General features: G+C 29.1%; 32 protein-coding genes, 1 tRNA gene, 1 other RNA gene, 1 pseudogene and 1 other annotated feature. Of the genes and pseudogenes, 2 read left to right on the forward strand and 33 right to left on the reverse strand.

The features are described from left to right. Window positions 1–534 precede the first annotated feature (534 nt). From rplL to K324_RS0103770, 25 genes are all read right to left on the reverse strand, one after another. Window positions 535–906 (reverse strand): 50S ribosomal protein L7/L12, encoded by a 372-nt coding sequence (gene rplL, locus K324_RS0103650; RefSeq protein ID WP_026747967.1) that lies wholly within the window; start codon window positions 904–906, stop codon window positions 535–537. A gap of 84 nt (window positions 907–990) precedes the next feature. Beyond that, window positions 991–1,506 (reverse strand): 50S ribosomal protein L10, encoded by a 516-nt coding sequence (gene rplJ / locus K324_RS0103655; RefSeq protein ID WP_026747968.1) that lies wholly within the window; start codon window positions 1,504–1,506, stop codon window positions 991–993. A gap of 11 nt (window positions 1,507–1,517) precedes the next feature. Beyond that, window positions 1,518–1,684, reverse strand: a sequence feature (ribosomal protein L10 leader region). Between the two features lie 314 nt (window positions 1,685–1,998). Then, window positions 1,999–2,706 carry a 50S ribosomal protein L1 gene (gene rplA, locus K324_RS0103660; RefSeq protein ID WP_026747969.1) on the reverse strand — a complete coding sequence of 236 codons (708 nt, stop codon included), beginning with the start codon at window positions 2,704–2,706 and terminating at the stop codon, window positions 1,999–2,001. A 109-nt stretch (window positions 2,707–2,815) separates the two neighbouring features. Then, window positions 2,816–3,241, reverse strand: coding sequence for a 50S ribosomal protein L11 (gene rplK, locus K324_RS0103665; RefSeq protein WP_026747970.1), 426 nt, complete (start codon window positions 3,239–3,241; stop codon window positions 2,816–2,818). 121 nt (window positions 3,242–3,362) lie between these two features. Further along, a complete protein-coding gene (gene nusG, locus K324_RS0103670; RefSeq protein WP_026747971.1) occupies window positions 3,363–3,989 on the reverse strand; it encodes a transcription termination/antitermination protein NusG in 627 nt (208 codons plus the stop codon). A 2-nt stretch (window positions 3,990–3,991) separates the two neighbouring features. Continuing rightward, window positions 3,992–4,207 (reverse strand): preprotein translocase subunit SecE, encoded by a 216-nt coding sequence (secE, locus tag K324_RS0103675; RefSeq protein WP_026747972.1) that lies wholly within the window; start codon window positions 4,205–4,207, stop codon window positions 3,992–3,994. Between the two features lie 177 nt (window positions 4,208–4,384). Next, a tRNA-Trp gene (locus K324_RS0103680) sits at window positions 4,385–4,460 on the reverse strand. Between the two features lie 16 nt (window positions 4,461–4,476). Beyond that, window positions 4,477–4,626 carry a 50S ribosomal protein L33 gene (gene rpmG, locus K324_RS0103685; RefSeq protein WP_006807173.1) on the reverse strand — a complete coding sequence of 50 codons (150 nt, stop codon included), beginning with the start codon at window positions 4,624–4,626 and terminating at the stop codon, window positions 4,477–4,479. Further along, window positions 4,595–4,786, reverse strand: a complete 192-nt coding sequence (locus K324_RS15960) for a hypothetical protein (RefSeq protein ID WP_155283077.1) — start codon at window positions 4,784–4,786, stop codon at window positions 4,595–4,597. Before K324_RS15960 ends, rpmG begins: the two co-directional genes overlap by 32 nt. Before the next feature lie 540 nt (window positions 4,787–5,326). Beyond that, window positions 5,327–7,591 (reverse strand): glycogen/starch/alpha-glucan family phosphorylase, encoded by a 2,265-nt coding sequence (gene glgP / locus K324_RS0103695; RefSeq protein WP_026747974.1) that lies wholly within the window; start codon window positions 7,589–7,591, stop codon window positions 5,327–5,329. 352 nt (window positions 7,592–7,943) lie between these two features. After that, complete coding sequence (locus tag K324_RS0103700) at window positions 7,944–8,231, reverse strand: hypothetical protein (RefSeq protein ID WP_026747975.1); 288 nt, start codon at window positions 8,229–8,231, stop codon at window positions 7,944–7,946. A gap of 61 nt (window positions 8,232–8,292) precedes the next feature. Then, on the reverse strand, window positions 8,293–9,408 hold the full coding sequence (locus tag K324_RS0103705) for a hypothetical protein (RefSeq protein WP_026747976.1): 1,116 nt from the start codon (window positions 9,406–9,408) through the stop codon (window positions 8,293–8,295). A gap of 84 nt (window positions 9,409–9,492) precedes the next feature. Then, window positions 9,493–9,918: a hypothetical protein gene (locus K324_RS0103710; protein ID WP_026747977.1), complete on the reverse strand. Its 426-nt coding sequence runs from the start codon at window positions 9,916–9,918 to the stop codon at window positions 9,493–9,495. A gap of 59 nt (window positions 9,919–9,977) precedes the next feature. Next, entirely contained in the window at window positions 9,978–10,757 is a 780-nt protein-coding gene (locus K324_RS0103715) for a hypothetical protein (RefSeq protein WP_026747978.1), read from the reverse strand. A gap of 137 nt (window positions 10,758–10,894) precedes the next feature. After that, window positions 10,895–11,662 carry a hypothetical protein gene (locus tag K324_RS0103720; protein ID WP_026747979.1) on the reverse strand — a complete coding sequence of 256 codons (768 nt, stop codon included), beginning with the start codon at window positions 11,660–11,662 and terminating at the stop codon, window positions 10,895–10,897. Window positions 11,663–11,678: 16 nt separating this feature from the next. After that, entirely contained in the window at window positions 11,679–12,341 is a 663-nt protein-coding gene (locus K324_RS0103725) for a DUF6683 family protein (protein ID WP_026747980.1), read from the reverse strand. A 33-nt stretch (window positions 12,342–12,374) separates the two neighbouring features. Next, window positions 12,375–13,109: a tetratricopeptide repeat protein gene (locus K324_RS0103730; protein WP_248615339.1), complete on the reverse strand. Its 735-nt coding sequence runs from the start codon at window positions 13,107–13,109 to the stop codon at window positions 12,375–12,377. A gap of 85 nt (window positions 13,110–13,194) precedes the next feature. Then, window positions 13,195–14,007, reverse strand: coding sequence for a TraX family protein (locus K324_RS0103735; protein ID WP_026747982.1), 813 nt, complete (start codon window positions 14,005–14,007; stop codon window positions 13,195–13,197). Window positions 14,008–14,098: 91 nt separating this feature from the next. Beyond that, on the reverse strand, window positions 14,099–14,875 hold the full coding sequence (locus tag K324_RS0103740) for a DUF6683 family protein (protein ID WP_026747983.1): 777 nt from the start codon (window positions 14,873–14,875) through the stop codon (window positions 14,099–14,101). Window positions 14,876–14,983: 108 nt separating this feature from the next. Then, entirely contained in the window at window positions 14,984–15,760 is a 777-nt protein-coding gene (locus K324_RS0103745; protein ID WP_026747984.1) for a DUF6683 family protein, read from the reverse strand. Window positions 15,761–15,856: 96 nt separating this feature from the next. Then, complete coding sequence (locus K324_RS0103750; protein WP_026747985.1) at window positions 15,857–16,687, reverse strand: hypothetical protein; 831 nt, start codon at window positions 16,685–16,687, stop codon at window positions 15,857–15,859. Beyond that, window positions 16,674–17,087 (reverse strand): hypothetical protein, encoded by a 414-nt coding sequence (locus K324_RS0103755; RefSeq protein ID WP_026747986.1) that lies wholly within the window; start codon window positions 17,085–17,087, stop codon window positions 16,674–16,676. The genes K324_RS0103750 and K324_RS0103755 overlap by 14 nt, the downstream gene beginning before the upstream one ends. A gap of 83 nt (window positions 17,088–17,170) precedes the next feature. Beyond that, the gene (locus K324_RS0103760; protein WP_026747987.1) at window positions 17,171–17,449 is read right to left on the reverse strand and encodes a hypothetical protein; all 279 of its coding nucleotides are present in this window, start codon (window positions 17,447–17,449) and stop codon (window positions 17,171–17,173) included. A gap of 27 nt (window positions 17,450–17,476) precedes the next feature. Continuing rightward, complete coding sequence (locus K324_RS0103765; protein WP_026747988.1) at window positions 17,477–18,010, reverse strand: hypothetical protein; 534 nt, start codon at window positions 18,008–18,010, stop codon at window positions 17,477–17,479. Window positions 18,011–18,254: 244 nt separating this feature from the next. Continuing rightward, complete coding sequence (locus tag K324_RS0103770) at window positions 18,255–18,773, reverse strand: hypothetical protein (protein ID WP_026747989.1); 519 nt, start codon at window positions 18,771–18,773, stop codon at window positions 18,255–18,257. A gap of 233 nt (window positions 18,774–19,006) precedes the next feature. Between K324_RS0103770 and K324_RS0103775 the strand changes: the two genes are divergently transcribed. Continuing rightward, a complete protein-coding gene (locus tag K324_RS0103775) occupies window positions 19,007–19,603 on the forward strand; it encodes a CPBP family intramembrane glutamic endopeptidase (protein ID WP_026747990.1) in 597 nt (198 codons plus the stop codon). A gap of 58 nt (window positions 19,604–19,661) precedes the next feature. On the opposite strand, the gene K324_RS0103780 is transcribed toward K324_RS0103775, so the two are convergent. The 7 genes and pseudogenes from K324_RS0103780 to K324_RS14225 form a co-directional block, all read right to left on the reverse strand. Beyond that, window positions 19,662–20,273, reverse strand: a complete 612-nt coding sequence (locus K324_RS0103780) for a PepSY domain-containing protein (RefSeq protein WP_026747991.1) — start codon at window positions 20,271–20,273, stop codon at window positions 19,662–19,664. Continuing rightward, complete coding sequence (locus K324_RS0103785) at window positions 20,270–21,634, reverse strand: sensor histidine kinase (protein WP_026747992.1); 1,365 nt, start codon at window positions 21,632–21,634, stop codon at window positions 20,270–20,272. Before K324_RS0103785 ends, K324_RS0103780 begins: the two co-directional genes overlap by 4 nt. Continuing rightward, on the reverse strand, window positions 21,621–22,304 hold the full coding sequence (locus K324_RS0103790; RefSeq protein ID WP_026747993.1) for a response regulator transcription factor: 684 nt from the start codon (window positions 22,302–22,304) through the stop codon (window positions 21,621–21,623). Before K324_RS0103790 ends, K324_RS0103785 begins: the two co-directional genes overlap by 14 nt. Next, entirely contained in the window at window positions 22,304–22,528 is a 225-nt protein-coding gene (locus tag K324_RS0103795; RefSeq protein WP_021769237.1) for a hypothetical protein, read from the reverse strand. The genes K324_RS0103790 and K324_RS0103795 overlap by 1 nt, the downstream gene beginning before the upstream one ends. Further along, a complete protein-coding gene (locus K324_RS0103800) occupies window positions 22,519–23,214 on the reverse strand; it encodes a GTPase (RefSeq protein WP_026747994.1) in 696 nt (231 codons plus the stop codon). Before K324_RS0103800 ends, K324_RS0103795 begins: the two co-directional genes overlap by 10 nt. A gap of 163 nt (window positions 23,215–23,377) precedes the next feature. Then, window positions 23,378–23,726: RNase P RNA component class A (gene rnpB / locus K324_RS15150), an RNA gene on the reverse strand. Window positions 23,727–23,767: 41 nt separating this feature from the next. After that, window positions 23,768–24,082: pseudogene (locus K324_RS14225) on the reverse strand (transketolase C-terminal domain-containing protein); the annotation flags it as partial. Between the two features lie 183 nt (window positions 24,083–24,265). Here K324_RS14225 and K324_RS0103810 point away from each other — a divergent pair. After that, the gene (locus K324_RS0103810; protein WP_021769782.1) at window positions 24,266–24,979 is read left to right on the forward strand and encodes an ABC transporter ATP-binding protein; all 714 of its coding nucleotides are present in this window, start codon (window positions 24,266–24,268) and stop codon (window positions 24,977–24,979) included. 414 nt (window positions 24,980–25,393) lie between these two features. On the opposite strand, the gene K324_RS15145 is transcribed toward K324_RS0103810, so the two are convergent. Next, complete coding sequence (locus K324_RS15145; RefSeq protein ID WP_026747996.1) at window positions 25,394–25,831, reverse strand: YARHG domain-containing protein; 438 nt, start codon at window positions 25,829–25,831, stop codon at window positions 25,394–25,396. Between the last annotated feature and the right edge of the window lie 20 nt (window positions 25,832–25,851).

A 25,851-nucleotide genomic window follows, 5' to 3' on the forward strand; every position in this document is an offset into this window, starting at 1 on the left:
TTAAACTTTCATCAAAAAATGTTCTCATAATTTCGATTTGTTATTACATAATTACTCAAACAATAATCCAATTACCAAAAATTTAATTATCCAATAAGCAATCTAAAAAATACACGATTATTCATATTCAAATTATACTAAAAATTCATTTAAAATTTTTCTGACATAGACATTTTAGTAAAATAGTTGTCAATTTTTTAAACGGCAATGCTGTATAAAAGACTAAAAAATAGACTAAAAATACTGTTCATTTGAAAATTTAAACTTTCATATTTAGTCTTAAAATGAATTATTATACGCTCGAACTTCCTTAAAATAGGCTATAAAATCAAAATTTTTAAAGTATACAAACGTGTAGAAATGTTTTAATTCTATCTCTAATTTAAAGTGTTTTACTATAATTATGAATAATCTTTAATTGACTTTTTATAAAAATTAATACAAAAAAGAAAAAATTCTTTTCTTCCAAGTTTTATAGTGGAAAAAGACACTCTCTATGTTTTAAGAGTGCCTTCACTATTGATTCGTTTTTTACTATTTTAATTCTACAGTTGCCCCTGCACCTTCTAATTGAGCTTTTAATGCTTCAGCTTCGTCTTTGGAAACTCCTTCTTTAACTGCTTTTCCACCAGCTTCAACTAATTCTTTAGCTTCTTTAAGTCCTAATCCAGTAATTCCTCTTACTTCTTTAATTACTGCCAATTTAGCTGCTCCTGCAGATACCAGGATTACATCAAATTCAGATTTTTCTTCTGCTGCTGCACCTCCTGCTGCTGCACCTCCTGCAACTGCTACTGGTTGAGCTGATACTCCAAATGTTTCTTCAATAGCTTCAACTACTTCTTTTAATTCTAATACAGACATAGCTTTTAAGTCTTCTATAAATTGTTCTTTATTAAATGCCATTATTTTATTTCCTCCTATTTTTTTCTTGTTTTTATTTATATTATTATTTTTATAATTTACAAATTATTTCACATTTAAAAATAATTACTCTGCTGCTTCTGCTGGCGCTCCAGTTTCTTTTTGTTCTGCAACATTTGTCAATGCAACAGCCAACATTCTAACTGGCGACAACAATCCGTAAGCAATTTGTCCAAGTAATTCATCTCTCGATGGTAATTTAGCTAGTGCTTCTACAGTTGACACATCAACTCTTTCAGATTCTAGCAATCCACCTTTAATTAATAATTTATCTTTTATTTTTTTTCCAAAATCAAAGATTAATTTAGATGGTGCAACTCCATCTTCATATCCTAATGCAAACGATGTAGTTCCTTCTAATAAATCATCAACATTTGTATCAAATCCTGCTTCTTTTAACGCTATCTTAAACAATCTGTTTTTAGCAACAAAGTACTCTACTCCAGATTCTCTAGCTGTTTTACGAAGTTCAGTATCTTCATTAACGCTAATTCCTTTATAATCAACAAACACTACTGCTTTAGCATCCTTTAATTTTTCAACTAAACCTTTTACTGCTTCTAATTTTGCTTGTGCTGGCAATTCGTTTCACCTCCTCATAATAAAAACCTCTGAAACAAAAACAATAAGCCCAGAGGTATCATATTATATAAAATATCTATTATTTAATTTTAATATCTATTTGTTATAATATTTACCTCGGTAGGGTTTAAAGAATTTTCATTCTACCTACTGTCTTTGGTTATATTCCATATGATTTATATATTCAATAAACCAATATATAGTATTATACTATAATTTTTTCAAAATTGCAAGTATCTTTCAAAATTTTTTTATTGTTCTTAACTTATAAATACGCCTTTATTTATTATTAAAAATCTCCTTAAAACAAAATTTAAAGTTATGGCTTTCTACTCAAATTTTTATTTTATTAGCTTATCGGCTTTATTTTAAGAAATGTCAGATATATTTAATTTTTAGTAATTCGATTTCAAAAAAATATCCAAATTATAGTATAAATTACCGAATAGAAAAAATCTACCCGGTAATAAAAATTACTATTAAGATTGTTTACTATTTAGCTACAAATACTCCAGCCAATAATGGATCAATTTTAATTCCAGGCCCCATAGTTAATGAGATTGCAACTGTTCTTAAATATTGCCCTTTTGAAGCAGCTGGTTTTAATTTGATAATTTGATCTAATGCAACTTTAAAGTTTTCTACGATAGCTTCTTTTGTGAAGTCAACTTTACCAATTGGTAGATGAATTGATCCTAATTTATCAACTTTAAATGCAACTTTTCCTTTTTTAAATTCTTGAACTGTTTGTTCAACATTTGTTGTAACTGTTCCTGATTTAGGGTTAGGCATTAATCCTTTAGTTCCTAAGATTCTTCCTAATCTTCCTAATTTAGGCATCATATCAGGTGTAGCAATTACTAAATCAAAATCTAACCATCCACCTTGAATTTTATTAATGTATTCGTCATCTCCAGCAAAATCTGCTCCTGCAGCTAATGCTTTATCAATGTTTTCTCCACTTGTAATAACTAAAATTCTTACAGTTTTACCCGTACCATTTGGTAATGAAACTGTACCTCTTACCTGTTGATCAGCATGTCTAGGATCTACTCCCAATCTTACTGCTAATTCTACTGTCTCCACAAATTTAGCACTTTTAGTGTCAAAGACTAATTCCAATGCTTCTTCTGGTGTATAAATTTTCATTTTATCTACTTTTTGAGAAATGTCGTTATATCTTTTTCCTCTTTTTGCCATTTATTATTTCCTCCTCTGTGGTAATTGAATTTACTAAATCTCCCACTTATTCTAATAATCATTTAAATTTTATTTTTTAATTTATTTTTTAAAATCCGAACAACTTTAATTATTCAGAAATTTTAATTCCCATACTTCTTGCAGTTCCTGCAATAATATTCATAGCTGCTTCAACTGATCCTGCATTTAAATCTGGCATTTTAGTTTCTGCAATTTCTTGTAATTGGGCTTTAGTTATAGTTCCAGCAACTTCTTTTATAGAATTTCCAGCACCTTTTTGAACTTTAGCCGCTTTTTTCAATAAGTCTGATGCAGGTGGTGTTTTTAAAATGAATGTAAAACTTCTATCTGCATAAACAGTAATTTCCACTGGAATTACAAATCCCATTTTATCTTGTGTTTGTGCGTTAAATGATTTACAGAATTCTGCAATATTTACCCCATGTTGTCCTAACGCAGGCCCTACTGGTGGTGCAGGATTCGCTTTCCCTGCTTCTAATTGTAATTTAATCTTCCCGATTACTTCTTTAGCCATTTTTCCTCCTCTGTGGTAATTGAATTTGTTAAATCTCCCACTTTTCCTTCAAATTAAAATTTCGCTAATTATTATTCTTTAATAATACTTCTTGTTTGTTTTTTTGTTACTTTTTAGACTATTAATAGTCTATTTTTGCTATTTCGGTATATTCAACTTCCACTGGAGTCAAACGTCCCAAAACTTCAAGCATTACTTTTACTTTACCATGTTCATAGTCAATTTCTGCAATTTCACCTTGCTGTCCATCAAAGGATCCGCCTTTTACTTCAACAACTTCACCAATTCTAAAATCTATATCAAGTCTAGGAGCACTTCCTTCCCCATCAACATCAATTCCAACTTTAGCCAGTAAATTTGAAGCCTCTTCATCAGATAAAGGTATTGGATCACTTCCAATTCCGACAAATCCAGTTACTCCGTTTGTATTTCTAATTACATACCAGGCATCACTATCAACACGGTATCCTAATCCCAGTTCATTTTCTTCCTTAATGGAAAGCATTTCTATCATTACATAACTTGGAAAAAGTTTTCTTGAAACTTTTACTTGTTTTCCACGTTTTTCTTCCAGAACTTCTTCTTCTGGAACTAAAATTCTAAAAACTCTGTCTTTTAAGTCCAATGACTCGATTCTTTTCTCAAGATCCGCCGCCACTTTTTTTTCATAACCGGAATAAGTGTGAATTATATACCATTTTTTTTCGTATACAACTTCCTCTTCAACTTTTTCATTTGCTTCAGTCACTTTTACGCGCCTCCTATAAGATTTCTCAATACTTCACTTATTTTTGCCAACACAAAGTTAAATGCTGTATCAAAAAGAAGTGTATATATAGCAATAAACGCTGTCATCAAAATCACAATTACAGTAACATGATAAACTTCGATTTTATCAGGCCAATATATTTTTTTATATTCTTCACGCAAATTTCCAAAAGCCTCTTTTAAATTAAATTTACTCATGATTTTCTCCTAGAATCCTTTAAGATTTTTTCTCAATTTATTATTTATCTTACCTAATTTTCTTCAAAATCTCAAACTTCTATTTATTTTTTAACTGCATAATCACAAAAAATTTATTTGTCTACTTTAAATTCAACAAAATTAAATTTTTTAAAAAAAAATTCCCATAAAATAAAATGGCAGGCCAGGCAGGAATCGAACCCGCAACTTTCGGTTTTGGAGACCGACGCTCTACCAATTGAACTACTGACCTATCTATTTTTATGAGATTATTTAACTTCTCTATAAAGAGAATGTCTTTTAAGCACTGGATTATATTTTCTCATCTCTAATCTTTCGGGATGAGTTTTTTTGTTTTTAGTTGTAACATAATGTCTCAACTTAGTTTCAGTGCATTCTAAAATAACTTGTACTCTCATCGTTTTCTATCCCTCCCAATAAAATATTGGTATTACCAGAATAAACTAGCTTATTTATAATATCATATTCCTCTTTTTTTGTCAATACTATTTTCTTTACTTTTTTTAAAGTTTTTTTTGTATATTGTATAATCAAGTGCAACACCCAAAGAACCATCATTTTTTCTTCTAGATTCTATTATTTTGACAAATCAAACTTTTTTTTGGCATTAATGATATTGATAAATTATTGTAAAAAAATGTAAATATACTTTCCTTATGGATAAAAAAAGAAAAGGAGATGATTTAATACTAAACCCCATTTAAATAACGAATTTATTACAAACTTTTTCAACAAAAGATAAAAATCTAGTATTTCAAAATAATTAAAATATAATTTTTTTATTTTAATAAACCGACGGAGCTTTTATTTGTTCAACTACGACTGTTTGACGACTATAAGGAGGAGTTTCGGAGTTGGGCAAATAAAAGTCGTAGTCTAGCCATAGGTATTGCGTAGCAATCTTGCTACAATTTTAATTATCAGGATAAACCTTTACTGCAAGATAAGGATTTGCGGCAATGAGCAATCCTGCAAAAAAAGAAAAGCTAATAAAAATAGTAAAAATCGATATTAAATAAAATAATCTAATACTAAATCCCATTTAACTTATCTTTTAAAATATAAAAACGAGGATATTAAATCCCCGTATTATAAAATTTATTTAGTTTTCCAGATTTCATCTTCGTATTGTGCGATTGTTCTGTCTGATGAGAAGAATCCTGCTTTTGCTATGTTATTTATTACTTGTTTGTACCACAAGTCTTTGTTTTCATAGTCTTTAAACATTCTTTCTTTTGTGTTGTAGTAGTCTTCAAAGTCAATTAATGTCATGAACCAATCTTTGTTTATTAGTTCATTTTGAAGTCTTTCCAATCTTTCCTTGTTTCCTACTTTGATTAATTTGTCTGAAGTTATGAAGTCAACGACTTCTTTTATTCCAACTTGATTGTAATAATCTTTTGAAACGTAACCTGATGTTTCGTATAATTTAATTATATCATCACTGTTTTTTCCAAAAATGTAGATATTGTCATCGCCTACAAGCTCACTAATTTCCACATTTGCTCCATCCATTGTTCCAAGAGTTAATGCTCCGTTTAGCATGAATTTCATATTTCCAGTTCCGCTGGCTTCTTTTGAGGCAAGCGAGATTTGCTCAGAAATATCTGTTGCTGGAATAATTTTTTCAGCTAATCCTACATTGTAGTTTTCAACTAGGTAAACATTTAAGTATTTATTTACTTCTGGATCATTGTTTATTATTTCTGATAGACAAAGTATTAAGTGGATTATGTCTTGAGCAATGATGTAGGCTGGAGCAGCTTTTCCACCGAATAATACTGTTATCTTTCTTTCTGGTAATTTTCCATTTTTAATATCTAAGTATTTTTTGATTACATACAAGGCATTCATTTGTTGACGTTTATATTCGTGGAATCTCTTAATTTGAGTATCAATGATACTGTTTTCATCAATAACGATTCCTTGTGTATGTTGTAAATATTTTTTCAATTTAATTTTGTTTTCGTGTTTAATTTGTGATAATTTTTCATAAACATTTTTATCATCAACATATTTCAAAAGTTCTTTTAAATTTTCGGCATCTGTCAAGTAACCTGTACCAATTAATTCTTTCAAGTAATCTGCCAAGTCTTCGTTACAGCTTTCAAGCCATCTTCTGAATGTAATACCATTTGTTTTGTTGTTAAATTTATTCGGATAAATTTCATAAAATTCTTTAAGTTCACTATTTTTCAAGATTTCAGTATGCAGATAAGCAACTCCATTTACACTTGAAGAAAAGTGAATATCCATATTTGCCATATGAACTCTGTTTTGTCCGTCGATAATTTGAACTTTTTCATCTGAATATTTAGCTTTTATAACTTTATCCAGTTTTTTTATAATTTCAACAATATTTGGCACAACTTCTTCTAAGTAGTCTAAAGGCCATTTTTCCAACGCTTCTGCCAAAATTGTATGATTTGTGTATCCTGTCATTTTTGTTACAATTTCTGTTGCTTCTTCAAAAGAAATACCGTGTTCTTCTGTCATAATACGGATTAATTCAGGAATTACCATACTTGGGTGTGTATCGTTGATTTGAACGAAGGCATAATCTGCTAAATCGTGAATGTTGCTTCCTTTTTCAGTTGCTTCAGCAATAATCAATCTTGCCGCATTTGATACCATGAAATATTGTTGGTAGATACGTAACAATTCCCCTTTTTTTGTACTGTCGTCAGGATATAGGAATAATGTTAGATTTTTTTCAACATTTTCTTCATCAAATGATATTCCATTTTCTATTAAATTGTAGTCAACACTTTCAATATCGAATAAATTTAAGTAATTTTTTGTATCTTTTTCATACCCTAAAATATCAATTCTTTTTAATTTTGAATGTAAGCTGAAATTTTTAAATTTAACTTCGTATCCAATATTTGTATCTCTTAGCCAGCTTTGATCTTCTATCCAATAGTTTGCCTCAGCTTTTTGCTCATTGTTCTTGAAAACCTGCTTAAACAGTCCGCAGTGATAGTTAAGTCCGACTCCTTCTCCATTGATTCCTAAAGTTGACATTGAATCAATAAAGCACGAAGCAAGTCTTCCAAGTCCACCGTTTCCTAATGAAGGTTCTGTTTCCACTTCTTCAACGTGGCTCAAGTTTTTCCCTGCTGCCTTCAATTCTTCCCTTATTTCTTTATAAATTCCTAAGTTGATCAAATTATTTGATAATAATTTTCCAATTAAGAATTCTGCAGAAATATAATATATTTTCTTTTTAGATTTGTTTGGCGTTTTTTCATCTGCTCTCTCTTTGATGTATTCAAGTAATTTGTAATAAATTTCCTGATTTGTCATTTCACTTATTTGTTTTTCGTTTCTTTTTTGTAAAAAATCTGTAAAATTATAACTCACTGTTTTGATTATTTCCTTTCAAATTTTGTTTTTATTTTATGATATTTTTTATGTAATTAAACTACTTCAAAATTGGAAAACTAAAATCATTGGACTTATAGCTTGAGTATATAATCATAATTTTTGTATCCAATTTTAAAGTCGTTTTACTATGTGGGCATATTATATAACTATTTTTTTAATTTGTCAAGACATTTACGTAAATGTCGGAAGTCTGAGATGCAAAAAAACTTAAAGAAATAAATAATTAAACAAAAAATATACCTTCAATTCCATATTTGAGATTGAAGGCATAATGATATTTTTTAATTTATCAATTTAAAATGTAAAAAAACTTATGTTTATAAATCAATTACTGAATGTAGTCAAAAGTTTCCAAAGTCAAATTTCTATTCCCACTTCCATAAAAATATACTTTAAATATTGTTCCTTTTGAAAATTTATAATAAGTCTGTTCAACAAGTCCTGTAAAATTAAATGTTTTTCCTGATTGAAGGCTAACGCAATTTGCGAATCTTTTACCATCTTTTGTCATACCTCTTGAAGTCACACGACATTTTTCTACTGTCCGTAAAGTTTTTTGTGCTGCAAAATTGTAAGCACTTCCTAATATTAAGAATGCAAAAATAATTTTTTTCATAATAAATCAACTCCTATTATTGTTGTTGTAATTTTTAGTTATTTGTGAAAATTTATAAATTCTACCATTTTACTCCCAGCCTTTTTGCAAGTTGTACATAATTTGCAGGAGGCATCCAGTATTTAATAATTTTTTTGTTTTTATTGAATACATCCAGTGCTTTTTCTTTTTCGCCTTTTTTCAGATAAACATCTATCATAATTGTGAACAGTTCATTCATTGGATGATTTCTGCTATTTTCATAAACAAATTCCGGATATTTTTTTGTATCGACATTTTTATATGCTTCAATTCCTTTTTGTGCATAATTCAATATCTCTGAATATTTATCAGGATAATTATGATAAATAAAATCTGTCATAATGAGATATCCTTCTGGATAATCAGGGAAATTTTCTATTAATTTTTGCGATATTCTTTTAAAATTGATGTTATCAGGATTTTTTACCGGTGAGTAAAGTATTAGAAGCAGTTTATAATCATCAATTTTTGCTGTTTTATTTTTTATTTTTTCCTCTTTTTCACTAATTAAAAGTTTTCTATCCTTATCATCTGATGGTGTTCTTGTAATTTCTCCTATTGTTTTATCCATCCCCTTTATTTTATAATTGTCAAGCGAAAGAATATTTATAAATTCCTTGTTGCCGTCTTCAGGAATTAGCCATCTTCTGTTTCCATAGAAATATTGAAATTTTACAATCATTTCTTTTTCGATATATTTTGTGTCATTTTTCTTTAATTCATTTTTCAAAAAAGAAGAGATTTCCTGTTCTATTATTTCTAGCTGTGTAGATCTGCTTTTTCCTCTTACCAACGAATTAAAGTCTTTGTTTTTATAAAATTTAGACATTGTATAGTTTAAATCGGGATATTTTAGTGACACATTTACATAAGCCAGTTTTATGTCCCTTCCGTTTCCATTTTTCTGCTTCGTTAGTTCAATTTTATTTATTTTATATGTAAGATATTTATAGCTTTCCTGTGAAGTACGCCAGACATTCCTCCATATTAAATGATATTCATTAACTTTTTTTGTATCTTCATTTTTTGCTGCGTTGATATAATCTTCAAAAGCCGATGCTACTGCCTTTTTATCATCATTTTCAGAACCTTCACTAATTCCGCAACTTGTTATAAACATAATTGCCAGCAAAACAAATGATATAAATCTTTTCATGATTCCTCCTGATTTTTCTAATAATAAATTTTCCTGGTTACACTAAAAATGCTATATTTTTTAACTTTTTAATCAAAAAGTAAACTATTTTTTCATATTTTCTGGAGTAGATGTCACATTTTTGGAAAATGTCATTGAAATTCCTGTATCCTGATTATACTGCACTTTTCCATTTTTTACAATAATTTCATCTGATTCCTTGCCATTTCCTACAAGAATGTATCTCCCATTGCCCTTACTTTGCATGTCATAAGTTCCTGCCTTTGTTATACAGTTCCCGTTAACTACATTGTTAAGGCTTATATAGGCAATATTTCCTTTGATTTCAAAATATGAATTTTCAAAACATTCCTGACCTGCCACCTTTACAGTCTGCCCTTTTGTAGTCAGCGTTTCCACATTATATTTTCCTGAAATACTGCTTTGGGAAGCTTTCCCCTTTGCTTCACATCCCATACTCATTAAAATCATTCCTGCCATCATAGCTAGATTTATTTTTTTATTTTTCATTTTTTCACCTCTGTCTGTATTTAACTATTCAAAATTCCATCAGCTATTTTCTTATCCTATTAAAATAAATGTATATGTGCTTTACTTCCATATAGTAAAACGAATGTCATAATTGGCATAAAAGGTATAAAAAGAAGCATACTCTGCATTATCTTCATTTTAAAAAGCCTAAATTTTACTTTTGGAATCTGCTTTTTCTGAATTATGTCTATCATGTTGTCCACAATTTCTGAGATTCTGCTATTTTCTATCATTATATCTGTTTGCGAAGATCCTCCTTTTAAGTTTTTCTCAGGCACAAAACAGATTTCCTTTTTTCCATCAAGAAGATAGATGTGAGATTTAGATCTGATTATTCGAGTGCCAAATAGAGGAAATAACTCAGTACCCCAGTTATAGCCTTTAATATTCAGTAATTTTCCATTTAAATAAAAATCTTCATTTATTATTTCAAGTGTATTTTCTGTTTTTTCTTTTGGATAATAGTATTTGTTCCCGTATGTTATACTTATTACAGCACAGCTAAGTAAAAGCAGTATTCCAATTTTTATCCCGAAAAATATTAATATTTCTGTTATGGTAAAGCAGATAATATTCAAAACAACTGCTTTTTTCAGATTTTTAGGAACTTCATAAAATACCGTTCCTGTTTCTGTTCTTTCACGGTAAACTGTATCAGCTGCTAAAATTCCAAGTTTTATTTTCTCTTTAGCTTCATCTTCATGCCTTTGAATAATCTTACGTAAATTTTTTTTGATTTTTCTATTTTTCATATCAAAAATAATTATTATACTCAAAACTGCAAAATATATTAATGCAAAAACTAAACTATATAGCATTTTAAACTCCCTGAATTAATAAGATATTCCTTGCAATGTTATATGAATTCTGTCAGCATCCACTTTTAAAATTGTTTTCAGTACCTGTTTTTATAAAGATAATATTGTTATACACCATATATGCTACCATTATTTTACTAAAATAAATACATATATGCTTTGCTTTTATACAAAGAAACAAGTATCACAATTGATATAAAAAGTAAAAAAAGAAGTATGCTCTGCATTTTTTTCATTTTAAAAAGTCTGAATTTTACTTTTGGAATCTGTCTTTTCTGGATTACATCAATAATATCATCTATAATTTTAGAAATTCTGTCATCTTCTATTATTATATCTACTTGAGATCTTTTTAACTGTCTTTCAGGTACAAAACAGATTTCCTTTTTGCCATCAAGAAGATAAATATGAGATTTAGAGTATATTATTTGAGTTCCAAATATGGGAAACAATTCAGTTCCCCAGTTATAGCCCTTAATATCCAATAATTTTCCATTTAAGTAAAAGTCTTCATTTATTATTTCAAATGTATTTTTTGTTTTTTCTTTTGAATAATAATATTTATATCCATATATCATACTTATTACAGCACAGACTATTAAAAGCAATATTCCAAGTTTTATTCCCAGAAATATTAATATTAGCATTATGGCAAAGCAAATAAGATTTAAAACAACTGCTTTTTTCAAATCCTCCGGCACTTCATAAAATACTCTTCCTGTTTCTGTTCTTTCACGGTAAACTGTATCAGCTGATAAAATTCCAAGTTTTATTTTCTCTTTAACCTCATCTTCCTGTTTTTGATTAATTTTACGAAGATTTTTTCTGTTTTTTATTTGTTTCACACCAAAAACGATTAATATAACAGCAACTGAAAGATATACTAATGCAATAATTGAATTCATTTCAGTCCCCTCCGTATTAATAAGATATTCCTTGAGCTGTTATACGGACTCTATCAGCATCCACTTTTAAAATGGCTTCAAGTATTTGTTTTCCTGCCTCCCTTAATTGAGCTGTAGTCTGTGAATTAGGATTGCTCTGATTTAAGGACTGTCCCACAGCCAAAGTCATTCCAACCATAACCATCTGGTCGTACATACTTTTTTTCTCCCTGTTGCTCATTCCGTCAAAAAATCCGCTGTTTTCAAGATGAGCCTTGAACTGATCTGCCATAGGTTTCACATAGTCATCATTAAGACTTATATTGTTATATGCCATGTATGCTCCTGCTATTACAGCCGCTACTGCTGAAGACAAATCATTTGTCGGTATTCCTACAGAATGGGCTACCTGTGGGAAAGAATCATACAGCTGTTTTAATGATGCCCTTATTTCCTTTTGCTGGCTTTTTGGATAAGTTGCAACCAATGTTTCCAGTCCATCGGTACTTCCGTCCTGTGTGAAAGTAAGTGATGATTTTCCGTAAGATTTACCTTGTGAAGATGAAGTTGTATTTAAAAGTTCCTGCATTATTTCATTTTTAAACATATCGCCATAATCAGCATGAGCTTGTCCTGAAATTCCAAGTCCCAGTGCTAAAATACTTAAAAGAAATATTTTTTTCATAAATTTTGCTTTCATAACTGTTCCTCCTGTAATTTTTTTATTTTACTGTTAATTTAAATTAGATAATTTTTTCTTGTTTTCCTCATATTTTTTACTATTAGTAGATTTTAACATTTCATTATCCTTTTTGACATTTTCTAAAGCTATGTTATACAAAAGGGGATTATAGTTTTCTTTTAGAAATTTTTGATTAATTATAAAAGTTTCTACTGCTTTTTCATTATTTCCTGACAATCTGTAAGCCTGTATCAAATTTTTTTCAATTATTTCTGAAAGTACATTATTTAATACTTTAATATCCTTATATTCAGCATAACTCTGTTTGCCATGTTTTAAAATACCTATTGCTTTTTCATAATATTCAGCACTTTCCTTATATTTTTTTTCATAAAAGAGAATATCTGCCATCACTCTGTAACCATAGGAATAATCAGGAGCATTTTTTAAAAATATTTCTGTAATTTCCTTTGTTCTTTTAAATTCACGGTTTTGATAAAATGCCACAGTTACATAATTACGGTATTTCTCAAGATTTTTGCTGTCCTTTAAAAATTCCTCTTCCGCTTTTTTTATAACTTCTTCTGATGAAACTTCTTTCTGCTTTTCTATTTCAGAGCTGTCTTTTTCTGAATTTTTTTTATTTTCTTCAGTTTTGTTTTTATCGCTCTGGCTTGTATCAATATTATTACCTTTTTTTGTTTTATTTTGTTCCTGTTTCTTATTGCAGCTAAAAACAGCAAAAACTATCATAGCTATTATTAAAATTTTTTTCAATTTTATCACTTCCCCAATGAATACAGAATTTTTTATGTTTTTTATTTTCTTAACAGTCCTTCTTAAACTTTTGCTTTGTAAATATTGGCTTCACTTAATTTCCATAATTCTTACCTATCAAAGAAATCAGATATATCATAAAAGAAACATAAATCGCCACTATCGTTAAAAGATGCAATGGATAAAAGAAATAAAACATATATTTTGTAAATTTGTTATGAATACCCTGCTTTCCGTTGTAAAGCCATATTATCGGCAGTGAAAATATCGCAAATATCTGTGTTTTTATAAATATTTCATTTCCAAAAAAGTTAAACGGAAATTCAAGTCCAGGCATAACAAATACGTTTAGAAACACCATTAATACAGCTTGAAATATTATGTTTTTGTAATTTTTCCCCCTGAAAAAATAGAATATCAGAATAATTGCAATCCCATATCCTAAATAATCACTTCTTGCAAAATGTGCAATTATGATGGTTAAAATACTTATGGCAGCTTTTACAAAAAATTTTATTATTTTATTCATATTTTCTGATTTTTCCGTCTTTTCCAGTAAATTCATTCCACATAAGGCAATTCCGAAAGTCCATAATACATTGTTATATGGATAAAATACCATTATTTCTCCTCTTAATGCCAGACTTGCAAAAAGATTGAACGGAATTTCCGAAATAGCTGCAAAAATAAAAATACGTATTAAATATTTTTTTCTGTTTTTAGTCCTGTAAAATCCTTCCGTAAGCATAAAGGCAAAAATTGGAAAGGCAAGTCTTCCAAGCACATTTAACCATATCTGATTAGGAAAAAATATATTCCATAAATGATCTGCCACCATAAATGCCATTGCCAGAATATGTAGTGTAAAAGAATTTATCCCTCTAGAAAATATAACTTTTTTATTCATTTTTTGCTCCTAATTTTTCTTTTCTGTTAATAAGGGGTAAATGAGCTGAACCCCTTATTGTATTTTGCGAATATAAAACTATTCTTTTTATTTAATAAACAAGCCCTGATGATGTTATTTTCACTTTGCTTGCATTTACTTTAAGAACACCTTCAAGTACTTCTTTTCCCGCTCTTCTTAATTGAGCGGTAACTTTTGCATTTGGATTTTGCTGATTTTGGGACTGATTTACAGCCAAAGTCATTCCTATTATTACCATTTGGTCATAAATATACTTTTTATCACTGTCACTCATTTTATCAAACTCAGTTACACTTTCTAGAGCTTCCTTAAACTGTTTTGCCATAGGTTTCATATAACTGTCATTTAAACTGACATTGTTATAAGCCATATATGCTCCAGCCAATATAGCAACCATTCCTGAAGACAGGTCATTTGTAGGTATTCCTACAGAACGTGCTACTTGAGGGAATGAATCATACATTTTTTTTAGATAAATTTTTGCTTCCGCTCTCTGTTTTGACGGATAGTTATTCACAAGATAATCAAGCCCTCTTGTACTTCCATCCGATTTAAAAGTTATTTTGGCTTTTTTTGCCGGTTTTGGTTTAGACGATGTTTGCGATGATGATGATGATGATTTACTTTTACTGCTTCCTGTACTCTTAGAGCTTGAACTCTTTTCAAGAATATCGTTGGTACCAGTAACTTGATTGTAATAATCAAATGTTCTTTTTAATGTATCATTTTGTATATGAAAAAGGTTATAGTCAAAATCATATCCTGCAAATGCGTGTGCAGGTCGCGATACAAATAATCCTGCTCCAATAACTGTTGTAACAAATAGTTTTTTTAAATTTATTTTCATAATTTTTCCTCCTAAATTGAATTATATATTTTCATTTTTTTGTTTTTTGTTTTTTTTCATTATTACTACATACTGTTATAAAACTTCTTATTTTTATAATTATTTATTTTAAAAAGAAAGTCCTGATGCCGTTATTCTTACTTTACTTGCACTTACTCCAAGAAGTCCTTCAAGCACCTGTTTACCTGCATTTCTTAACTGAGCGGTAACTTTTGCATTTGGTTTTTGCTGATTTTGGTACTGATTTATGGTTAAAGTCATTCCTATTATTACCATTTGGTCATATATATATTTTTTATCACTGTCACTCATTTTATCAAAGTCATCTACACCTTGAAGCACTGTTTTTAACTGATTTTGCATAGGTTTCATATAATCATCATTCAGACTTACATTGTTATATGCCATATATGCTCCTGCTATTGCAGCTGCCAGTCCTGAAGACAGGTCATTTGTAGGTATTCCTACTGAACGTGCTACCTGCGGGAAAGAATCCTGCATCTGTTTCAGGTATGTTCTTGCTTCTCCTCTCTGTTTTGACGGATAGTTATTAACAAAATAATCAAGTCCTCTTGTATTTCCGTCCGATTTAAAAGTAATATTTGCTTTTGTTGTTTTTGGGGCTGTAGTTGAAGTTGCTGAACTTCCCGTTGTTTTTGTAGTTGTTTTTTTAGAATTTGATTTTTTCTTTGAAGAATAATCTCCTTTTTTAATGTGGCTTATTACTTCACTACCAAGTAAATAATTTCTTGTACTATTTATCACATTGTTTGTATAGTTAAAACTGTCTGACATATCATAATAAAATGCCTGTGCAGGCTGCGATACAAATACTCCCATTCCAATAACTGCTGTAACAAATAGCTTTTTTAAATTTATTTCCATAATTATTCCTCCTAAAAATTTTATTTTTTATGATTTCTATTATTTGATTATACTGTATATTTTTTAGATTAAAAGAACATTAGAGCTTTTTCCTTTCTATTTATTTTTTGATGTTTTTTTAAATATGAGATTACTCTCAGGAACTCCGATATAGAGAGTCTGCTCGTTATCCATAAGCGTTATTACATCGGCATTGCTTAAATCATATAAAAAATCTTTATCACTGTCGCTCAGTTCACTTTCTTTTTTCAGCAGAATGTTCAAATTATCTATTTCAAAAGAAATCCTGTGATTTTTCAGGGAATATTTTCCCAAATATTTTTTCCCATTTTTTCCTGTTATAAAAACATTTCCTTTATCAAGTTTTATTGAAATTTTACTGTTTTTAAGTTCAAGCCCTGCAATATTTACAAGAGCCCATTCATTAGCCATTATTTTTTTCTCAAAATCTTCAATATTACTAAAAAATGAAAATCTTTCTTTATATTTTTCTTTAGAATATTTTTCCATATTATTTAACATAAAGCTATCCCCTTTTTCAAAGCTGTTTTTCAAAAAATCGGGAGTATCCTTTCTGTATATGAGATATACAGTTTCATAATTTTTGTTATCCACATAGACAGGATAATAGCCGTAATCAGAATTTCCTAACGACAGCATAGGTGAAAGGATTGCTTTAACTGTTCCATTTTTGAGATTCTGCACCATGATATCACTGTCCTTATATTCAGTCGCTTTGAAAATAGTATAAGCGGGAGAATGCTCCATTTTTCCGGCAAATTCCCTGTCAATCTCATTGGATACACCTACTTCTAATATATATCCCTTGTCTATTATGTCTTTTTTTGAAGGTTTTCCACAGGAAATAAATATTATTCCAAAAAGTAGAAAAATCATAAATCCTGTCAATTTTTTAATTTTTATCATGCTGTTTTCTCCTTCCTATCAATAAATTTACACCAAGCCCCACAAGAAATATTACATCCAATAAACCTATGGCAAAATAAGCATAATAAGTTGGTAAAAATTCTTCATCTCCTGCTGATGAAACTAAATATTTATACGATATTAAAAATATTAGTATTTTTAATATTACACCAATTATTGTTAAAATTATCAAAGCCTTTTTTCCTATTCCTGCTTTTGCATAAAAATATGATAAAAATATATTAAGCAAAATTAATATAAGATTTTCCGAGTATATACCTCTAATCATTTTCAAATTACTTAAAACTGATACTTCTAATACAGCCAGAAAAAATAGTACCAGAATATTAAAACAGAGCAGATGAATAAAATACAGGCTTCCAAAAAATATTTTTTTCATTTTTCCTCCTTATTCAAACACTAATTAATCAGTCATTTTTCAATTTTATGATATGTAATATAGATTAAAATAAAATGAGAATTCTACTTTTCTTTTTTCTTTCCATAGATATAAAACCAGGCTGCAAGAAATATAATTGATGGCAGTAATGATATATTGATGTTTGTTTTATTACTATTATTAAAAACTTTGTTGTGGTTATCAAAAGTTTGCTGTAAAAGATTTTCCCTTAACATATCGCTTGGCAAATTTGTAGGATCCATATAATAATCATACCCCATAAATGCGTGTAACTGTTGTGATATAAAAATCCCTGCTCCAATAATTGTTATAACAAATAATTTTTTAAAATTTAATTTCATAGTTCTTTCCTCCTAAAATTTGGTTTTCTACATTTTCTGTCTTTTAATAAAACTTATTACAAAAAAAACTATTCCTACAGCTAAAAGAGGAGTATTTTTTATTAAAATTCCAATAGCCAGAGCGTATGTTCCTCCCCATGCAAATTTTTTAACAAAACCATGTTCCTCTATCTTTTTATTAATTTTCGCTTCCATTTCTTTTAGCGTCAAAACCATATTATCAACCTTTTCTGCCATTTCCTTTTTATTTTCCCAAAGTCTCTCGTCATCTTTTGTCGTAAATCTCCAGCCACTTTTCAAAAGCATATTAATATAAATTTTATTATATAAAAAACTAAATACCGCCAATATCAGAAACATTAGTAAAGGCGACATCATATGAGATATAGCCATTATTGCCAAAAGTATCCAGCCGGTCTTCCAATCTTTCCTATAAAATGGAACAAGAAAACCGAAAAAAAAAGTTACCCAGGAAAATCCAATTTTCACTATCTTTATCTCTTCTTCTTTACCCAATGTTATTTCTTTTTTGAAGTAGCCATTTCCACTATTCATTTCCATATCCAAAATCCTCCCATCATTTATTTAAAAATTTTATTTCACTTTAACAATATGCTTTTTAGATTAAAAGAATATTAGAGGAAAAAATCATTTTTATTTTTTTGGATAATTAAACTTGTAATTTGCTGAATATGAAATGTAGCAAAAAAATATTTAACAAGATTATACAAAAGAAATGAGAAAATTAAATACAGGGATTTACGAAAATGAATAATCCCTGCAAAAATGAAAAAATTGAGAAAATTTAGTAAACTACTTTCAATCCTTCCTCTTCCAGTTCCTGCTGTCTTATTTCCAGAAACTGAACATTTATCATATAGAGAATTTGAAAAAGTTCATCATTTGTGCTAATTGAGTTATCTATAAAATCTCCAATAAATAACATATCCTGAAAAGCGAGTGCCTTATTTGTCGGAAGTTCCAGTAAATAATAGTCTCCTTCTTCTTTATTTATTGTCTGTTTTGTAAGATATTCAACTGCATAGTCTGAAGCTGTTATATAACGGTACATATCACCATCATATTTACACCTCATTTGAAATACGACAAGCCTTCTTTCCTTTAATGCTTTAACAATTTTAGGATTTGCCACTTCAGGCGGTATTTCCTCATTTTTATATTTTTCTGTATCTTCATAAATTAATCTCGCTTTACTGTTTGTTTTTAGTTCTTTAGGAATATAGCACATAATTTTTTCAATCTGTTCCGCAGAGAGACTTGAACTAGAAAATATAAGTGCTAGTACAATAATTATTTTTTTCATTTTATTTCCTTTCATATGTGCAACATAAAGTAAAAATTAGATTTTAAAGTTGTTTAAATACATTATATAACAGAAAAAGGTTTTTCTCAAATAAAATCTTTAAAAATAGCTGAAAGTTACTTTACTACAAAATAAAATAAATAGAAATAGAATAAAATATCTCTCATTTTATTTTAATATTCTAATGGTAGATTATTTTACAAGAACAATTCATGAAAGGAAGAACAATCAAAATGGAAAAAAATATTAATAAATCTAAAATGGAAGAATTGGGACTACTGATATTAAATACAGCCTGCTACTCAGCATTAATTATAACATCTGTAATAATTTTACTTACCGTTTTAAGTTCTTTGTTATCAAAAAAGATAATTCTTGCCGATTATTCAAAACAGTCTTTTGAAGTTAATGAACTGCTTAAATTTCTAGTATTTTACCCTATTGGGGAAGAGCTCTTATTGAGAGGACTAATACTTCAATTTTTAAAGAAAAAGACAAAATATGCCAATTTAATTCAGGCTATAATTTTTGGAATACTTCACCTGAATCCAATTAAATTTATATACACAACAATATCAGGTATCTTTTTCGGAAATGTACGGCTAAGACCCAATCCCATCTGGTGGATAATTTTATTACATTCGACATTCAATCTTGTTTCGATATTTCTATATAAGCCTTTTATGATTATAGTTGAAAGAATATTTCATCTTCAAAATATTCCAATAATAACATTAATTATCGTATTTATTCCACCTTTATTCATATTTGATTATACTCTTAAACAACTTAAAAATAAATTTAATTATGAAAAACTTTACAAAGCATAATTTTTTAACAAAAAATACCCTCTTCAGTATATCAAACTTTAGAGGATATTTTACTTTACTAATTTTCATTTACTTCCCATTTTATTACTTCACCTGTTATAGCATCAATGTCGAACTTGTATTCTGTATTTTTATATACTATTCTTCCTTCATAAATCATTTTTCCTTTTTCATTATCCAGTTGAATATTTGTAACATTAATTTTTTTCGCACCAGTAATCCGTGCGACTGCTATTTCTTTTGCTTTTTCAATTCCAATATATTTTGGTGTTTTTCTTATTTCTGTATCACTGCCATTTGTATTAATGATTTTACCATCATCTCTTATTGTTGTTGAAGCCGATACTCGGTCTTTTTGGCTGTAACTCAGAACTTTTCCTGTATTCGCATCAATGTTATATTTATATTTTTTCCGTTCTGTATAAAATTCTATTTCATATATAAATTTCTTATTTTCCTTATCCAGACGAATTTTAGTCATTTTTGCAGTATTTTTTGCCACTTTTGAATGGTCTAACGCAAGCTGCTTTGCCTGTGCAATCGAAATTTTTACATCAACATTCAGAACTCTTACTGTTTTAGTCTCTTTAGCTGAATTTCCATTTGCAGGAACTCCCATTACTGTAATAAAAAATACTATAAGTAATTTTTTCAAAAAATTATTTTTCATTTTCCCTCCTTTTTCAACTTAAATACAAACGAACTTCCTTTTCCAATTTCACTTTCCACATAAATCTCTCCGTTATGTGCCTCTATAATCCATTTTACCATTGATAATCCAAGCCCTATATTTTCTGTTGTTCTAGAACTTTCCACCTGATAAAATCGCCCCCATATTTTAGGTATATCTTCTTTTTCTATACCGATTCCATCATCAATAATTTTACATATTGCAAAATTTTTATCCTGTGACAGTTTTATCCATATGTTTCCATTTTCATAACCATAGTTAACTGCATTTGAAATTAAATTTACAAAAATTCTCATAATCATGGTCTCATCGCCAACAATAAAAATATCTTCCTCTATTTCAGAATGAATTTTTATATTTTTACTGTCTGCATTATGTTGCTGACTGTCAGCAATAAGATGTGCCATTTCACTTATATTTATTTTATCAAAATTAAGTTTCTGATTTCCTCTGTCCATTCTCGATAAAGTCAGAAGCTGTGAAATTAATTTTGACATCTTTTTAGTTTCATCAAGCACAGAAGAAATTGTATTTCTGGCATTTTCTATTGAAGTGAGATTTTCAAGACCGTATTCACATTCGGAAATTATAATTGATACAGGTGTCCGCAGCTCGTGTGAAACATCTGATGTAAACTGTGCTTCTCTTTCAAAGGAACTTTGCAGTCTGTCAAACATTGTATCAAATGTATTTGCCAAAGTATAAATTTCATCATTTCCTTCTCCAATATTAATTCTTTGTGTCAAATCATTTCCCTCATTTATTTTCTCCACAGCTCCCCTTATTTTTTCTATTGGTTTAAATGCTTTTTTTGTTATAAAGTATCCACTTATTGCTGAAAATAACAAGAAAAATGGTAATACAATCAGAGAAATTAAAACAATTGTTTCAATAATATTTTCCACTTCTGTTGCAGGAGCAATTCCACGAATATGAATAATGCCATAGCCTGAAAAATTCTTTTTGCTGTCAAAAATATACCATTTTTTATTTTTATGTTTTATAATTCTTACATCATTTTTATCGGAAAAAGTTTCATCATATTCAAAATCCAATGGAATATCCCCATAAATAAATCCTGTTTCATCATCATAAACCGACAAATGAACATTATTATTAAAAATAATAAAATCATTGTCAATAGTAAGTTCACCATCATAAACTTCAATTTCGTCGAATGCCGAAACTACAGAACTTTTCAAATTTTTATAAGCGTTTGCCCGTACAAGATTTTCACTAATATAAATTATTGTTATAAGAAATATGACTATAAGACTTATCATAAGACCGATATACCAGAAAGTTATTTTGGACTTTATAGAAAGTTTATTCATTTTCATTATCGACCCTCAGGACATAACCCAATCCACGAATGGTATGAATAAGTTTCGGAGTATAGTTGTCATCAATCTTTTTCCTCAAATATCTGATGTAAACATCTATAACATTGGTTCCACCTTCATAGTCATAATTCCATATGTGATCTTCTATTCTTTCTCTTGATAAAATTTTTCCTTTATTTCGTATTAAGTATTCCAAAACAGAATATTCCCTAGCTGAGAGTTTTATAAGTATGTCATCCCTGAAAACTGTTTTAGCATCAAGGTCAACCTTAAGATTAGCTATTGTAACTACATTATCGGCATTTCCGGAATTACGTCTTAAAAGCACACGGATACGGGCCATAAGTTCTTCAAAGATAAAAGGTTTTACAAGATAGTCGTCTGCTCCATAATCTAGCCCTTTCACTTTATCATCTATATTGTCTCTTGCAGTTAAAAGCAGTATTGGAACTTTATTTTTCTTTGCCCTTATTCTTTTAATCACTTCAAATCCATCAAGTTTTGGAAGCATAATATCTAGAATTATTGCATCATATTCAGTTCCTTCCACGTATCTGATTGCTTCCTCTCCGTCAAAACAGCTGTCAACTCCATAATATTCCTTTTTAAGCTTTTTTGTAATAAGTTCGTTCAACTTCTTTTCATCTTCTACAACTAGTAATCTCATTATCTTTCACTCTCTTCCATCTCCAGCAGGACACACCGATTCTCTTCACAAAATAATTTTAATTGCTCCATTTTTTCTTTTTTTTCACATTTTTTCTCACTTTCTGTGAACGGTTCATTTTTATTATACCTCATAAATGCTGTTAAAAACAGAGAAAGAATAAAAAGTTTTTTTATTGTGTTTCTATAATTTCCAGATTTAATTAAATATTTTCTTATTTCCATTTTATTTTATCCTTATTTTTTACAGCTAAAAATGCTCCTCCACCTGTCAGTCCAGCTCCTAAAAGAATTAAAACAATATTTGCCGTAAAAACACCTAGAACAAGCGAAACAAGTCCACCACCGATTAATCTTGCCACAAATTTCTGAATTGTACGGTTTTTATAATTCGTTTCAGGATTACTTGGATTATTATAAGAATTGCTAGTATTTACATTGTCAATACTATTGTTATTCATATCACGAAAATTACTATTATTCTTAGTTTCCTTAAATTCGATAGCTTCAGTTTTTCCTGATTGTTGTGTTTCACAATTTTCAGCTTCTTTCATCACTCTTCCTCCATTACTTCTAAAAGAATTATTTGTATCATTAAATAAAATTCCATTCATTTTCAAAACCTGTGCATCTTCTTCTGAAAATGGATACCATCCTTGTTTAATAAGTTTTTTGACATACATTTCATTATATTTAAGTCCAAATATAGCTGATAAAATAAATATCAATGGGAAAAATATCAGCCCAGCCGTACCAATTACGACAAAAGCAATTACGGCAGTCATATAATCCCCTTTAATTAAAGGATATATAAATCCCAAAAAAAATGCTGCCTTTGAAAATCCAAACTTTACTTCTTTTCTTAAAATCCCATTTTCCAAAATTGCTCTTTTTCCATTTATCTGTTTCATAAGTAATCATCTCCTTTTATTTATCGTTATATATTTATATTTTCAAAAATATGATATTATCAAAACATTAAAGTAAAATGAGAGCTTTTATATTTTTTAAATTTGTAGCAATATATTATACAATCTATAATAAAAAAAGAAAAACCCAGAAAATTTTCTGAGTTTGATAGGCTTTGGTATAAGCCGGATTCTGTATTTGTTAATCATTTATCTAAATCAATAATTACTTACGGATTTTAGCGAGCTACCAATCAAGCCAAGACGGGCCGCCTCTTAGATAGCTTTCTGCTTGCCCTTGCTTTGAGAGGGGTTTACCTAGCTAATTTAATTCCTTAAATTACTGGTAGTCTCTTACACTACCTTTTCACCCTTACCTGAAAGAACAGGCGGTTTATTTTCTGTGGCACTTTCCTTAAGATTTCTCCCAGCAGCCGTTAGCTGCCTCCCTTGCCCTGCAAAGTCCAGACTTTCCTCTTAAAAATAAATTTTCAAGCGATTAACTCCAAAACCTGAATTTATAGTATCATTTTTCCTCTCTTTTTGTCAATTTAATTTATCTATTTTTCAAAACAATCTCCACAATATCCTTCGCTCTAAGCCCATAATTTGTAAGCATAGTTTCCCCATCCGCACTTTGCCCAAAAATATCCTGTATTCCATGTTTTATCACTTTTGTCGGATGAACTTCTGATAAGTATTCTGAAACTGCACTTCCAAGTCCACCAATCACAGAATGTTCCTCACTTGTTACAATAAATTTACACTCTTTTGCAGCTTTTAGAACTGTTTCCATATCTAGCGGTTTTATTGTGGAAACATTGACTACTCTCGCTTTTATACCTTTTTCTTCTAGTAATTTAGAAGCCTCATCTGAAAAAAGGCGGTATCTAACTAATTAACAATTTAACAAAGAGACTGTGGCTAGAGCCTTTTTAAAACCATCAAGTGGTAGGAGGAGATTAACTAGTCCACAGTATCTTAATAATAGTATATTACAAAATCCTTGAAGAGGGATGTAAAAAACTACAAATATATTATACGAGGAGGAAAAGTGAATATTTTAAATGTAAATGATTTAAATGTATATTATGGCGGAATTCATGCTATAAAAAACATTTCATTTCAGATAAAAAAAGGTGAAATCGTTTCTCTAATTGGTGCAAATGGTGCTGGAAAAACCTCCACACTTCACGCTATTTCAGGGCTTGTACCAATAAAATCAGGAGAAATTTCGCTAAGCGGAGAAAATGTAACTAATATTGATGCATACAAACTTGTCAGCCGTGGAATGGCACACGTGCCAGAAGGACGTAGAATCTTTACAGAACTGACTGTACTGGAAAACTTGGAAATGGGAGCATTCACGAGAAACGACACAGATCAAATAAAAAAAGATATGGAACATATGTTTTCATTATTCCCAAGACTTGCTGAACGTAAAAAACAATTGGCAGGAACAATGAGTGGAGGAGAACAGCAAATGTTGGCAATGGCAAGAGCCTTAATGTCAAATCCTTCACTACTATTGTTAGATGAGCCGTCAATGGGGCTAGCACCATTATTAGTGCAGGAAATTTTCAACATAATTGTAAGAATTAATAAAGAAGAAAACGTAACTGTGCTGTTAGTAGAACAAAATGCCAATATGGCACTATCAATTGCAGACAGAGGCTACGTTCTGGAAACTGGGAAAATAATTCTGGAAGGAACAGGGAAGGAACTGCTTACAAATCCTGAAATTAAGAAGGCTTATCTGGGAGGATAGGAAAAATTGGAATATTTGTTTTTGAAAAACTGTCTTGAAAAGTTTTTTAGCTTTTGGGGATGGTTTTTCGATTTGTAGGGAATTTTAAAAAAGAAAAAACTGAAATAGAAAATAATTTTTAAAGAAAAAAACTGGGGAAAATCCCAGTTTATATTTTCCATTTTTATAGTAGATTTATTACACTATTTATTGTTATTAAAAAATAAAATTTTTTTATAGAGTTTAATATTCCAGAATATCATAAGAATGTCCATAATCTCTTATTGCAATTTGAACAGCTTCTTTTCTGCTGTCAGCAACAATTTGAAAAACTATTTGCTTTATTGGTTGTTCGATTTATAGCTCTAATTGCATATTTTATTGCCATTGTTATTTATCTCCTCTCTTTTAATTTGTACAAATTTACTAAAATTATTACTTTATATTTTCATATTTTTGAATTTTTTCTATTAATTCTTTTTCTTTAACCGTTAGTTTTATATCATTTTCATTTTCAATAGAGGGGTTATACCAACTTTTATTTGAAAAATATTCTTTATATTTACCTCTTTTATAAATATATCCTTTTCTTGCAAATATTATATTTCGTAAAAGCCCTAATTCATCTTTTGAAAAGGCATCTAAAAATTCATATTTATTATTTTGGATTACTATATCTTCAATAAGTTTTAAAACTTGTAAATCATTTAAATAATATCTATCATTTTTATTATCGTACATCATGTTTTGTTTAATCCATTTTTCTCCTATACGTGATTTTACTAATTCATCTGTATTTATTCTTATTTCTGAAATATCTTTTTCTATAAAAGCAGTCCCCTTTTCAGAATTTGAAGTACTAATATTTTGCATAAACCATACTCCAAAAATAA

The organism is Leptotrichia trevisanii DSM 22070 (genome assembly GCF_000482505.1).
Taxonomy (GTDB): Bacteria; Fusobacteriota; Fusobacteriia; order Fusobacteriales; family Leptotrichiaceae; genus Leptotrichia; species Leptotrichia trevisanii.